Genomic DNA, 13,469 nt, shown 5'->3' with positions numbered 1-13,469 from the left:
ATGTTTAAGAAGTCACAGCGGCTCACGCCGCGTCGGCAAGCGGTTCAGTCACTTCGGGTGTGGAGGTTTCTGTCGCCGGAAATTCGGCGACCTCAATCGGCGGCGAGGAGGTCGATACCGGTTTGCTGTCGTCGAGCACTTCTTCAACAAAGGGAACACCATCCTGTGGCATCGCATCGGGTCCGTCGCCAGAAGGCGGTTCGGTAGGAAATTCGGGAGATGATGTAGGAGTGTCCGTGTTAACGTCGTTGGCGATGGGCGTAGATGGTTCCGCAGAATCATTTGACGGCGTGTCCCATTCATTTGAACTATCGCCAACCACCCTCACCTTCACGGATTCTGAGGCGGTGTTGATACCGTCGCTTACCCGAACTGTCACGGTTACCTCAGTGCCATCCGCGTCAACTTTGGCATTCTCAGGCACGGTCCAGTAGACCAGACCACTGCTTCCGTCGATGGTGCCGAGTTTGGGCGACAGAGTCCACGTATAAGACAATTCGGACTCGGGAGTATCCGCATCGGTCACCCGCGCCCACAGTTCTACCGGAATGCCCGGACTTACCTGCGTCAGCGAGGTGATGAGTTCGTCAATCACAGGTGACGCGGAGGATGCCTCTCCCATCATTGCTAACGCGATCCAGTCGAATTGCAGATCATGCTGTTGAACCTCGCTGATATGGACCCTGAATCCGCTGGCTGTAACATTTCTTGTACCGAAGAGCACCAGATGATCGCCTTTTTGAGTCACCACCACTCGTGGCGTCACTCGGTACGGGGTGGCAAAAACAACCTCAGTTGAAGTGGCTCCAGCCGAAATGAGTACTTCCCCGACTTGGTCAGAGGAAGCATAGATCTTGCCCTTGACTTCGATATCCCTTTCGAAGACAACCTTATGTTCAAAGCTGGCTTCGCCTCGTACGTAGATGGTGCCGTAGAAAGTGCGGGTCTCTTGAACAGGAAGCGCGTCTGAGTCGGCAATATTACTTGCTCTTGCTTGCACCCGCAAGCCCTCGATCTGCACCTGTTGCTCTTGCACAGCGCGAATGACCACGGGAATGAACGCATCGTAGTTCAGAGCCCACAACGCCTCGGAATCGTCAGGGGGCCGACTCACCGCTTCGGGGATGATCTCGTACACATCTTGTGCGATTAAGCCAATGGCACTGATGCCGTCCTCAAGGACCAATTGTCCATCCGCCCAAGTCGAACTGTATTGCTGGTACTTCTTCGGCTGTAACGCCAAAAGCTCCTCTAAGCCATAGTCGATCAACTCTTGGTCCAGTTTAATTCTGGTGTCCGAATAGGTATCCCAAGCGTTTGCCTTTGCTTTGTAGGACGCGTTGTTGGGCAGTTGAAGAATGTAATTCGCATCGACGGTTTCACTGCCAATGGCCACCTTGCCAGCAACAGCTGAACCATTGTACGCCAACGCAACATTACCGTAGCCCATCAACCCCCCACCATAGATCCTAAGATTATACGCGGACATAGACGGCCCAATTGAAATGTTGCGATGGTCTCCGCTAGCCAGTATCAAACCGGTTAGCCCGGTCACAGAACCAGCGAGATTGGCGTTGCCGGTCACATTCATACTCCCAGACACATTCAGGCGGTAGCTACCTGGGCTATCGGTTCCCACTCCGACATTTCCGGCCGCCCCGACACCTTTGTTGTAGGCCAGGATCGTGTTGCCGCCCATTAAGCCACCAGAAATGTAGGTCCCGCCGCTAGTCCCGCCTCGAAGAATGAGTGAATTGCTGAGCCCGCCACCTGAAATGATGCCATCAGCCCCAGTGGTAAGAGTCAAGCTGGTAACGCCTGCCACACTCCCCGCAAGCGTCGAATCACCGGCGACGTGAAACAAGGTACTTGGGGAATTCGTACCGATGCCGACCTTACCAGCCACGACGCTGTTGGCGTCATCATAAGCCAGAAGCACATTTTGATACAAGCCACTACCCATCACAGTGCTACGAGCAGAGCGAATATATATGTTCCCGCTCGACCCACTGAATCCCGAAGTGTTCGCTCCCGATATCAGGTATAGATGGCCTCCCTGGTAACCCGACATGCCGTCGGTGGTGTTGCCTGCGGCGATCGTCAAATTGCGGCCAGCAGATGAAGATTCGGCAGCCACGATGAGTTCGCGATTAGCCCCGGCGGCAAACGCTGCATTGCCGCTAACAGTAAGTTTCGCGCCCGCTACTGCCGTCGCTGTGCCTATGGCCACACTGTCGCTCGCCGTCTCAAGGCGCACAGTTGTGCCGTCATCCACCCAGCCGCCGCCTGAACCACCGCTGACCGTCGACCAACTCAAAGTGCCCGAACCATTATTGGTCAGGACTTGGCCGCTTGATCCCTGAGAGCCTGGCCAGGAGTAAGTAATATTGTTGATTTTGACAATATTCCCGTTGGTGTCCACTTGAAATTTGTCGCCATTCCCAACGGTTAACAGCGATACTGGCGACGTATCGCCGATACCGACATAACCATTTGAACCTACCCTCATCCTTTCCACGCCGGCAGTCGTGACTGCCAAGACATCGGTCGCGGGTCGGAATATGCCAACGTTGGTATCGCCCGTCCAGGAATAAGACGGGGCAGAGACGCTATCCGAAGCGTTTCCCAGGATCTGGGTCGCGACATCAATATTGCCGCGAAAAGTAACATTATTGCTGTTATGCGGATAGCTAAATACAACCTCTTTTGCGGAATTGGTCATCCGGTAGAACGAGATTTGGTCTGCAGCCTCGCCGGTGGCAAACGCAGGATTGCCGTCGCCGTTGTAGAAAACGCCTCCGCCATACGTGGAACTTTGCCCCACGAATAAGTACCCGGTACCCTGGCTTGCGCCATAGGCTTCAAACCCCGCGTTGTACAGGTCTCCGGCCAACACCCGCGCGACGTTATCCGACGCATCGCTTGTCGCGCCGACAGTTAATTTGGCACTCGGGCTCGCCGTCCCGATGCCAACCCGCCCACCGACCACAGAACCGTCAATCGTCACAATTTGAGAATCGTCTGATGCGTCTCCCAGGTACAACCTGCTGTTCTCGGCATGAATCTGTCCCCACTGACCACTGGTCGTCCTGAACAGGAGTTGTTGATTTCGTCCCGTGCTGATGGTCCCGGTAACCACGACATCACCATCTTCATCAACCGTGAATACGTCACCCGCGCCGGTAGAAACGCCCAGCAATACTTCATTTGCCAGTGGAGTCGCATCAGCAACAGACAAGAGGAATTGTGGTGTCGTCGTCCCTATGCCAAGGTTACCGCGGTTGTCAATGCGTAGTGCCTCCCGAAGATCGTTTCGCGCGTAGAGGTAATAGAAGGCTAGACCGGCCATCTCACTTTGAGCACCACCATTCCATCTGACAGGCGGATCACCACTGCCATACGCAATGCTTCTTATAGCTCCGGAGACCTGCCTTGGAGAACCCGCTGAATCATCATCTGCCGTGAAGAGATATTGACCAAGAACATCATCTAATAGCACGCTAACATCGGCCGTAGTCCCAACAGCAATCGTGGGTACATTCGCTAATGTATCCCACACATCTATTTTGTAATTGGGTGCTGTCGTTCCAATACCGACATTACCATCCGATGTAATCGTCAGCACTTCCGTTCCTGCAAAAGGTCCCGCGAGAGCAGGTGCTATTTTGAACTTATCACCATCACTACCGTCATTGCCTATTGTCCATCGAGTTCCCGTGTCTTCTTGAAAGGAGATCTGCGCGTCATTACCTGTTGTGGCGGAAACTATAAGACGATGCGAAGCCTGAGTACTGCCACGAAATTCCGCCAGATTAATATTGGTTGATTCAACATCCAAGCTGGCGCTAGGACTTAGTACTCCAATCCCGACATTCCCCGTCGCTCCGTCAATAGTCATTTTTACATTACTAGAGCCCGGCGCGCCGATGCCAAATCCCATTTTATTTCCGCCCATTGACCAGTTTTGGCTGGCGACAATAAATGCGTCCGTCCCACCCGTAACGCCACTTGCGGTTAAACGCAAAGTTCCATCATAACTGCCAGTTCCAGAAAGATGTAATTTGGCGTTTGCCGGCGCAGTCGTTCCAATACCGACATTGCCCTCGGCCTGAATAACCATTCTTGGAACCGTATTTGAATCATCTTGTCTTCCCATGAAAACATGGTCAAACGCCCCCGTCGTTCTTGGCTGGTAAACCAGATGACCAAAATTATTAAAAGGATAGCTGCCGGTATTTGTTCCTGACCTGTAAATATAGGGAGTCGCATTATTGACGGGGGCTGCGGCTAATCCATTAGATAGAATCAACGCTCCGCCGGAAACTCCCGACACGGTGACATTGCCACTCGCCGTCACATCGCCAGTCACCCCGAGTGTCGTCCCATTAAACGTCAAATTCGCACTCTGGCTGAAATCCGCCCCGTATAAAATCTGATTGGCGGAAAAGGAAGTCTTGCCCGTGCCGCCGCGGTCAACAGCCAGTGTGCCGGTGGTATCGGAAAGGGCCACTTTGAGCGTGGAGGTCGCCAGCAGATCATAACCCCCGCTGGCATTACCGGCGAGCACCTGGCCATAAGTGGGAGTGCTGCTCAGGCCGGTGCCGCCTCTCTCCACGGCCAGGGTACCGCTGGTTACCTGACTCGCGGAGAGAGAAAGGTTGACGGTGCCGTTCAGATTGATAGTCGGGGCAACCAGCGTAATGGTGTCGGCGGAACTCATCTGAATGACAGAGCCCGCACCCACGGTTGACAACTGAATGTTGGACACCGCCCCCAGGGTGGATAGCTGCACATTGGCGCTACTTGAAACCGTTTCAAGGGTGATGTCTCCGCTGCCGGAAGTTTGGATCTTGAGGTTTTGGTTCGCATCGGCCGAGAAGACGATGTCATTGTCCTGATTCTCCAGGATCTTTTGACCGTTCATATAGATCGATTCACCGCTGGTGTAAAGGTGATCAACGTACAAAGCGCCTTGGACCACCATGGCGTAATCGCCGGACCAAGTAGTAGTGGCCACACCCACACTGTTGTCCCTCACGTACAAGGTGTCGTTCGCTACAAAATGGCCGGAGGTAGTGGCGTTACCGGAAATATAGCTATCGTTGGACAATTCAAATCGGTTATTGGTGGTGTTCCAGATCAGACTTTCTAAGCCCTGACGAAAGTAGATGGCATCGCTGTCATTGCCGTTCGAGTAGCCAACGTGCAGGTTGCCGCCGACAAACACGTGACCGGTGGTTGAAGCGTTCCCGACCACTTCCAGGGCTTCACTCGGATTGCTGATGTTAATCCCGACATTGCCGGTACTCACGAACAGGTCGCCGGTCCAAGTTGTCGCGCTCGCAAGGGCGGTATCGAAGCGCTCTTGGGTCCAATAGAAGGCGCTTCCTTCGAGAATGTCCGTAGTGGTCAGGGTAACGGCCCCGGTTTGGCCGTTAACCGAAGTGACGGAGGCAGCGGCCAAGAGCTCGACCCAATCGTCGCTATGGGTAGGGTCGTCTCCCTGCAGGACGTAGGTCTTGTTCTCATCGGTTCTTACCGCGATGTCGCCGGTACTTGCTGCTAAGGCGAGCATCCCGCCTTCGGAAGAAACCACATAGGTGTTGGTAATTGGCAATGAACCCAATTGCGACGTTGGGATTTTTCCGTCTGCGCCAAGTGATGCCAAGCCGTTGGCTTGGCCGCGCCAGGTAGACGCGATGCGATCGTCAAAGCGGACATCAGTGAAATAGAAGTTGGTCAAGCCTTCGGTGATGTCGTCGGTTGAAAGGGTAACCGCGCCGCGCTGTCCGTTGACGGAACTGACGCTATCGGTTGGTGACAAGAGTTCCGCCCAGTTACCGAGGACGGAAGGATCGGCCTCGCGCAAGATATAGGATCGGCTGAGGTCGGTACGGATTGCGACATCACCTATGGTGGCCCCAGAGAGAGCGAGCATGGCAGCTTCCGAAGCAACCACGAACGTATCGGTGATGGCGAGAGGACTGAGTTGCGAATCGAGCACTTTGCCGTCAGCGCCAAGTGACGCCAAGCCGTTGGCCTGGCCGCGCCAGACCGAGGCGATACGGTTGTCGAATGCCGTGGTGAACCCGGTTCCCGAAACCAAACCGTTGAAAAGTGAGGTGCCGTTTACAGACAAATCGCCGTATAAAGACGCCGAGGCGAAGTTCGCGGTGGTGCTGGCGTTCAGGGTCGCCACGCGCAGATCTGAGATAGTCGTTAAACCGTCCAAGGTCGAACCGTTGAACACCGTCAAGGCACCAATGTTGGTGGTTGTGGCATTTAGAGTGCCCACCCGCAGATCAGAAGCGATAGTCAGCCCATCTAAGGCTGATCCCTGATAGACGGTCAGCATACCGACGTTCGTGGTGGTCGCGTTCAGGTTCGCGACTCTGCCCTCGTTGATAGTCGCTTGACCGGGCACATACAGCCAAGTGCTCGTGGCGCGGGTGGAACTCACACCCCGGTCATAGACGTTCAGATTCCCTAAGCTGTCCAGCGCTAACAAATGATTGGCGACGGCCGCCGTAGATGTGGCATGGAATCCGTCGATGGTATCGGCGTTGAATGCGTAGGGTGCAGATGTGAGGCGCTTCCGGGTCGCAAACTCCTCTTCCCACGTGCCGTTGCCATCGGCGTCGAGGTGGATCTGGAGGTAGATACTGTCAGAATCGAAGTTAACCCCGGAAAGCGATTCGATTGCCCCCAGAGTGACCGAGAAGACGCCGTTGACCGTGGTGACCTGAGTTGACGTTGAGGTCCAGCGTTCCGTCCACAGAAGGTTCCCGCCCGTAGGAGCGTCATATAGCCTGAAACGAAAGGCGTAGCTTCCATTTCCCGCCTGGTTGCCATTGCTGTCAGTGAGCTTGCCCTGGTAATTCAGTTGCCGGTTGATGCCCGGTTGGGCGGCGTAGAGGTGCGGCGGCACCAGCACCAGACCTCCGATAACGAGGGTCGCGGCCAGCGTAAGAATAAGTACGACTGTCAATCCGACCCAGGCAGCGACGGTCCGGGAAGCATTGGTAAGCAAAAAGAGCTTGGCGGGATGCCATGGATGTAATGAGGTTGGTTGACGGTGCTTGAAAGGCATTGATTAGTCGTAAGGGAGGAGAAAGTGAAGAATAGGCCAGTGTGCCTACAAAGCTGGCTTGTCGGTTCGTCCGCCGGGTCCGGGACGATCAGCGAGGCGGTCTTGATACGCGGTAAAGTAATCTGATTCCCGCACTAACCGAACGATCTCGTCCACCAATTCCTTGGTATAACAACGCCAGCCGCGGCTGTCGCGGGGCGCTTTCGGAATCAGTCCTTCATCCTCCCAGCGGATAATCGTTGTCTTATTTCGGTCAATTCTCTCCACGATATCGTGAAGGCGGTAGTAACCAGCGATCATGGCTTGGTCTGCGTTATGGATAAGGTGTCAATAGGTCTTGTGGCCGTTGGCCACTAGATTAGCAGTCTGTCGGACTTGCCATCGCACACATGTATAAGTCGTTATATATCAACGGTCATAGCCGGGCGATCTAAAATCGAGCACCGTTGCTACGATTGGACTTACAAACAAAGTCCGACAGACTGTTAGGGTAGTTCCTTGCCGGGCGAAAACGTCCATTTGCCGGGCCATCCGGCACAAAGCCTCTTGACAGAACCTACCATAGTACAGTGTAGCAAAGAATTGGTATAAGCGAAAGTCAGCTGTCAGATTCAATAACCACACGTCTCATCACATGAAAGTAAACGCACTTGACATAATGTTGGACGGAATTGTACCATGACACTATGGGACGAAAAAGCCAGTTTACAACCAATGCAGTTTTCGAGCGCCTTCACGAGTGGATCGTCAAGAACGGTCGTCCGCCGACGATGGAAGAGTTTCGTTTGGCTCTCGGTGTCGGCTCCACGAGGACCGTACACCGCTATTTGCAGGCCCTGGAACAGGAAGGTCGAATTGAACGCTGGTCAGGGGCAAGGGGCATACGCTTACGCAAGGTCTCCGCAGTCCGTCAGGGTACGCAGGCCATTCCCCTCGTTGGTTTGGTCAGCGCCAGCGGCTTGAATCTGGCGGAGGAACACATCGAAGCGTGGGTTCGCCTACCCGAGGAACTGCTGCGCCCCAAGAATCAGCAACATTTCCTGCTGCGCGTCCATGGCGACTCTATGAACCGGGCGCGCGTCGAAAACCAACTAATCGAGGAAGGTGACCTTATTCTCGTTCGACAGCAAAATGTAGCCGGAGACGGCGAGATTGTGGTTGCCGAGGTCGATGGTGAGACCACGGTGAAACGACTGTCGAAGGGACCGGATTATACTGTTTTGAAACCGGAGTCAGACAACCCGTCGCACCAGCCCATCATGCTGGCGCGAGACTTCGCGGTTCAGGGCGTGGTCACCAAAGTGATCAAACAGGGCAGACAGTATCTTGTTGACTGAAGACGAGGAGACGTAAAATGCCAAGATACAACCGTAACTCTGGCAAAGCGTGGACAGCGAATGATGTTGAACGGCTTGCCCAACTGGCACAGCAAAACACCCCTACGCGGATCATTTCGCTGAAGCTGGGACGAACACCCGCTGCGGTTTCGACAAGAGCAAGTCAAGAAAAAATAAGTCTCCAGCCCACGAATCAGGCACCATATAATCGTCGAAAGCGTGGCTAACTAACAAACAGAATAACATGGGAAGATATTGAGTTCTTCCTGCGGAAAGGGAAAACTATGGCCGACAAAAAGACCATTTTCGTCGCGTTTGCGATTGAAGACCAGCGACAACGAGATCTGCTTAAAGGTCAGTCGCTAAACACAGCCTCCCCGTTTGAGTATGTGGACATGTCCGTAAAGGAACCTTATGACCGTGACTGGAAAGAGCGCGTGCGAACTCGCATCCGAAGGTCTGACGGGGTGATCGCTCTCGTAAGCAAGAACACACTCAAATCTTCTGGTGAGCTTTGGGAAATAGACTGCGCGAAGGAGGAAAAGAAGCGGATCTTGGGCATTTGGGCTTATAGCGATGATAATACGACGGTAAGCGGAATCCGGGTCGTGAAGTGGACCTGGAACGCGATTGAGAATTTCATCGACAGCCTGTAACTATGAAGCGTGCATTACTGATTGGTATCGACAATTACGACGCCGTCGCGGCCTTGTCGGGCTGTGTCAATGACGCTACGGCAATTGAGCCCCTCCTCGGTCGCAACGAAAATGGTTCTCCGAACTTCGATTGCCGCTTGCTGACGAGCAACAACGACAGAGTTGACCGCCGGACAGTTCTCGGAGCGATTGACGAGCTACTAAAACCAGGTGCGGACGTGGCGCTCTTCTACTTCGCCGGACATGGTGACAGCGCCAACCACGACGTGGTCTTAGTGACCCAAGACGGCTGCAACCAAGACCTTGGCGTCACCTTCTCCCACCTAATGGGAAAGGCCCAGAATTCCCAAGTGCCAGAAGTGATCGTCATCCTCGATTGTTGCTTTTCCGGGTCTGCGGGTTCTTTGCCGCAGCTTGGTACAGACATTGCCGCCTTGCGAGGCGGAGTATCAATACTTACGGCCAGTCGCGGCGACCAGACCGCTGCTGAAACGGCCGATGGGCGTGGATTATTCTCGAAGTATTTCTGCGGCGCTCTTGAGGGTGGTGCAGCGGATGTTCTCGGTAAAGTAACGGTGGCTGGCGTCTACGCTTACTTATCTGAATCATTTGGCCCTTGGGATCAGCGTCCCACATTCAAAGCAAATCTTGATAGGCTAAACGTGTTGAGATCCTGTGATAGCGCCGTGCCGCTTGAGGATCTGCGGAAGCTTCCCAGTGTGTTCAGTAGCGAAACCACGGAGTTACCACTCGACCCGTCTTACGAACCCGACGCTCAGCCGCCCCATCCGGAACACGAAAAGGTCTTTGGCATTTTGCAGAAATGCCGGGCCGCAAAACTGGTAGAACCTATTGGTGCGGACCACATGTACTATGCCGCCGTCGAGAGTAAGGCGTGCCGTTTAACACTCCTGGGCCGCCACTACTGGCGGTTAGCTAATCAGAAAAGGCTATGACAAAGATTGGCATCACTGGGCACCAGAATTTGCCCCCGTACTCACTCGACACCGTCCGAAGCATGATTGACCGAGTGCTCAATGAGTTTGACAAACCGGTGACGGGAATATCGTCCTTGGCGGTCGGTGCCGATCAGCTTTTCGCGGAGTCCGTCTTACAGCATCAGGGACAACTGACCGCATTGATTCCATGCCAAGGCTATGAGGCAACGTTTGAAGCTGAAGCCGACCTAAATCGATATCACGGGCTTTTGCACAAGGCTTCCAGCGTGATTGAGCTTGACTACAGCGAGCCATCTGAGGTCGCTTTTTTAGAGGCTGGCCACGAATTGGTCAGAATGTCTGACTTACTGATTGCTGTTTGGGACGGTAAGAGTGGTGGCAAGGGTGGTACGGCGGACATTGTTGCATTCGCACAATCCGAAGGTAAGCCCATTCGCGTTCTTTGGCCGAAGAACCTGAAGCGCGAATAGCGATTCTTCTTCCCGCCTGAGTGGCATCAACCGGCAGAATTCAGCGTCTTTACGAGATCATATTATTGATGCATAATGGTTACTGCATGCTTTGTGTATCGGTCTTTCGACCAGGACTGAATGTTGGAACTTCATATAAAAGTCGGTTCAGTTCTTCTAGAAAAGTTCGAATCTTGTCCCGATATGCCCGACCAAACATAAGATAGTTCGAACAACAAGTCAGAAAAAAATCCGCTCAGTCGAGCGGTTTTCTTGTTGTTTGATAGATATGGATACGCATCAAGTATATTAAGTCGCCGACCCAGTGACCTAAACTCACCAACAGGCGGGACCGATGCACTGCTCAACGTCGCATTCATTCATACCGGCGAATTGGCCAGTTTCGATAGTCCGGCAATCCTCGTTGTTGCTGAAAAGGAAAGTAATGGCGAATCCAATTCCCATGATCACCAGCCAGGCGATGATGGCATACAAGGATTCGATTAGGTTGTCCTTCGTAAATTTATTCATACAGCAGTCAACCCAGTTGGCAATTGCCATCATCGGGATCAAAAACCTTACTCTGCCGCTAGGCCGACTTCGAAAGCGGTTTGAGCTTGAGCTCCTGTTCGATTCGCTGGACGCGTTTGAAGAGGTCGTCGATGGCGGATGGTGCCGGCCACTTGGTGACCACGTTGTAGGTATTGGTCACTGTAGCGCTGATTGTATCGAGCTTCTGGTCCATCCTGGCCAGGCGGTCGTTGATCCGATCCTCATGATTCTGAAAGGCTTTGTTGACCGTCCGGGTCATACCGGATTCAAGAGACTCAACATCCCGGCGCGTGGCCAAATGGGCCGTGGCCCGTTTAAGGGCGGAATCAAGTTGTTTTTGCGTCAGGGTCATATGGTTAAAATTAGTGTCTTCAAAATAGCACAAATCGTCAGGGCTGTGAAGGTGTGGCTGTGGAGATTTTGTGGCAAGCGTGTTGGTTGTCGGCAGTTGAAGCCGAACGGCGAGGGTGGCTTGGGGCCGCCTGGCTAAGATCGGGTTGGCGCGTGAAACAGTGCCCCGATCATCCATTGGTCCAAACCTTGACAACGTAATTAGCTTTGATACGCTGACCACATTCGATGCCGCCTTTATCTAGCTGCCGGGGCGGTCCGTTTTCTAACTCATCTTTCTTGAATCGTATGAACCGACTCCCCAACTACATTATCGGTACTCGCAAAGCGTTGGCGTTGACTTGCCAGGACCTGGCAACCTTGCTTGGCTACAAGTCGGGAAGCGCGATTTCCCGTTACGAAAGGTTTCATCGAGTACCTTCATTGCCAAACGCTTTGACTCTGGCCGCCGCACTTGGTGTGCCGGTTGAGGAGTTGTTTGCCGGACTCTACGAAGAGCGTGCTACCTTGGTTCGCCAACGCGCGAAACAATTGCTCGAAGAACAGGGGCGGCACAAAACCAGCCGCCTCAATCCCTACCGCCTCGCCGGATTGCTACGAACAGTGGCTCGGCTGCGGAATCGGGAGTCTTGCTCGGTATCTTTCAAGCGGCTTCTAGATTGACGCGCACGGCTGTCATGCCGGTGGTTTTTGAGAAGCCATGAGCTAAGCTGGCAGTTCCGTAGGCGGAAAGCAAGATGCGGGCAACTTCCCGCTGCTCTGAGCGCGACAAGGCGGCAAAGTCCTTGGCACGGGTCAAGAGATTATTTCGAGCCGTGGTCTGACGCGCATCCTGCGATACCAGACGTTTAAGGCGCTCTTCCAGGCCGACTTTTTCGAGCAGATAGGCATGCTGGCGTGACCGGTACAGGTCCGCGTCAATCGAGCCTTCGTGAAAAATTTCTGCCAACCGTCCGAGCCGACGAGTGACCTTGTCCAGTTGGGCTTCCAGTGCGGCGCGGTCAGGCTGGACGGTTTGGTGATTCTCAAAATCCTCAGTAGCCGACAGCGTCGCGATGTCGGTTGGTTTCAACGAGCCCAACAGGCGTTGAATGGATTCGGTGACCTGGGTTTCGGTAAAGCAGCACGGCGATTCGTGCTTCTGGTGGCAGCGGTAGTAGACGTGTCCCCGTTGCCGTTCTCCAACCAGATACCGCTCACACTCGGAACACTTGAGCAGGCCCCGGTAGAGGAAGTCGTGTTTGCGCACCCGCTTTTGGGTTCGGCCATGCAGCACACTTTGGACGCGGTCGTACAACGATTTTGACACCAGCGCTTCGTGGGCGCCCGTAAACATCTCGTTGGTCTTGCGAATCCGAATCAGCCCGACATAAAACGGATTGTTCAGGATGGCCGATAGGCCGTTATCGGAGAACTTCGATCCCCAGCCGTTACGCAAACCCAGATAATAGAGTTCCTCGGCCAGCGTCCCCAGGGTGAACTTGCCGCTGGCGTAGCGTTCAAAGGCTTGCCTGACTAACGGCCCTTTGACGGGACAGATGGTTTTGAGTTGGCCAGAACCGTGGTCGAGATACCCCAAAGGAGCTTTGAGCGGATAGTAGCCCTGTTTCAGGCGACCGTAGAAACCTTTGAGGGTTTCTTCTTTGAGATTGCGCACGTAGTCGGCGGCAACCACGGCTTGGATGTCGGCGGCTAGGCGTCCACCCCGACCCTGAAGATCAACGCTGTCGCGAACAAACCGAACGTCCTTGCCTTCGTCAAGCAGTTCCCCCAGGCTGGCCCAATCCCAAAGATTACGAACGCCTCGGTCGATGGCGTGGATCACTAGACCGTTGGCGTCACCTTGACGAATCAGTTTGACCATTTGATTGAAGATCGGGCGGCCGCGTTTGGCCGCAGTCAAGCGTTCCTCAAACCACCGGACGATCTGGAGATCATGCTTTTGGGCGTAGTCGGAGATAGCGGCGCGTTGTTCCTCCAGAGAGACGCCGTGTTCGCCCTGGCGCGCGGTGGAAACTCGAACGTAAGCGAAATATGATGACATGGGTGTAGAGTAATTGATTAGTCCTTAATTC

9 protein-coding genes are annotated in these 13,469 nt (G+C 54.0%); 6 read left to right on the top strand and 3 right to left on the bottom strand.

Annotation, left to right across the window (positions count from 1 at the left end):
- Positions 1 to 22: 22 nt before the first annotated feature.
- Both KF886_10250 and KF886_10245 read right to left on the bottom strand, forming a co-directional pair.
- A complete protein-coding gene (locus tag KF886_10250; GenBank protein MBX3177732.1) occupies positions 23 to 7,090 on the bottom strand; it encodes a tail fiber domain-containing protein in 7,068 nt (2,355 codons plus the stop codon).
- 45 nt (positions 7,091 to 7,135) lie between these two features.
- On the bottom strand, positions 7,136 to 7,390 hold the full coding sequence (locus KF886_10245) for a MerR family transcriptional regulator (protein MBX3177731.1): 255 nt from the start codon (positions 7,388 to 7,390) through the stop codon (positions 7,136 to 7,138).
- Positions 7,391 to 7,776: 386 nt separating this feature from the next.
- Here KF886_10245 and lexA point away from each other — a divergent pair, with 386 nt between their 5' ends.
- The 6 genes from lexA to KF886_10215 all read left to right on the top strand — a co-directional run bounded on the left by lexA (position 7,777) and on the right by KF886_10215 (position 12,057).
- On the top strand, positions 7,777 to 8,427 hold the full coding sequence (gene lexA, locus KF886_10240) for a transcriptional repressor LexA (protein ID MBX3177730.1): 651 nt from the start codon (positions 7,777 to 7,779) through the stop codon (positions 8,425 to 8,427).
- Positions 8,428 to 8,711: 284 nt separating this feature from the next.
- Positions 8,712 to 9,083, top strand: a complete 372-nt coding sequence (locus KF886_10235; GenBank protein MBX3177729.1) for a TIR domain-containing protein — start codon at positions 8,712 to 8,714, stop codon at positions 9,081 to 9,083.
- Positions 9,084 to 9,085: 2 nt separating this feature from the next.
- Positions 9,086 to 10,039: a caspase family protein gene (locus KF886_10230; GenBank protein MBX3177728.1), complete on the top strand. Its 954-nt coding sequence runs from the start codon at positions 9,086 to 9,088 to the stop codon at positions 10,037 to 10,039.
- Positions 10,036 to 10,512 (top strand): hypothetical protein, encoded by a 477-nt coding sequence (locus tag KF886_10225; protein MBX3177727.1) that lies wholly within the window; start codon positions 10,036 to 10,038, stop codon positions 10,510 to 10,512. Before KF886_10230 ends, KF886_10225 begins: the two co-directional genes overlap by 4 nt.
- A 424-nt stretch (positions 10,513 to 10,936) precedes the next feature.
- On the top strand, positions 10,937 to 11,533 hold the full coding sequence (locus KF886_10220; protein MBX3177726.1) for a hypothetical protein: 597 nt from the start codon (positions 10,937 to 10,939) through the stop codon (positions 11,531 to 11,533).
- Positions 11,534 to 11,682: 149 nt separating this feature from the next.
- Positions 11,683 to 12,057, top strand: a complete 375-nt coding sequence (locus tag KF886_10215; GenBank protein MBX3177725.1) for a helix-turn-helix transcriptional regulator — start codon at positions 11,683 to 11,685, stop codon at positions 12,055 to 12,057.
- Here the strand turns inward: KF886_10215 and KF886_10210 are convergent.
- The gene (locus tag KF886_10210) at positions 12,038 to 13,438 is read right to left on the bottom strand and encodes a recombinase family protein (protein MBX3177724.1); all 1,401 of its coding nucleotides are present in this window, start codon (positions 13,436 to 13,438) and stop codon (positions 12,038 to 12,040) included. The genes KF886_10215 and KF886_10210 overlap by 20 nt on opposite strands.
- Between the last annotated feature and the right edge of the window lie 31 nt (positions 13,439 to 13,469).

It is taken from the genome of Candidatus Hydrogenedentota bacterium (assembly GCA_019637335.1).
Lineage (GTDB): Bacteria > Hydrogenedentota > Hydrogenedentia > Hydrogenedentales > JAEUWI01 > JAEUWI01.
This window is presented reverse-complemented; position numbering and strand designations above follow the sequence as displayed.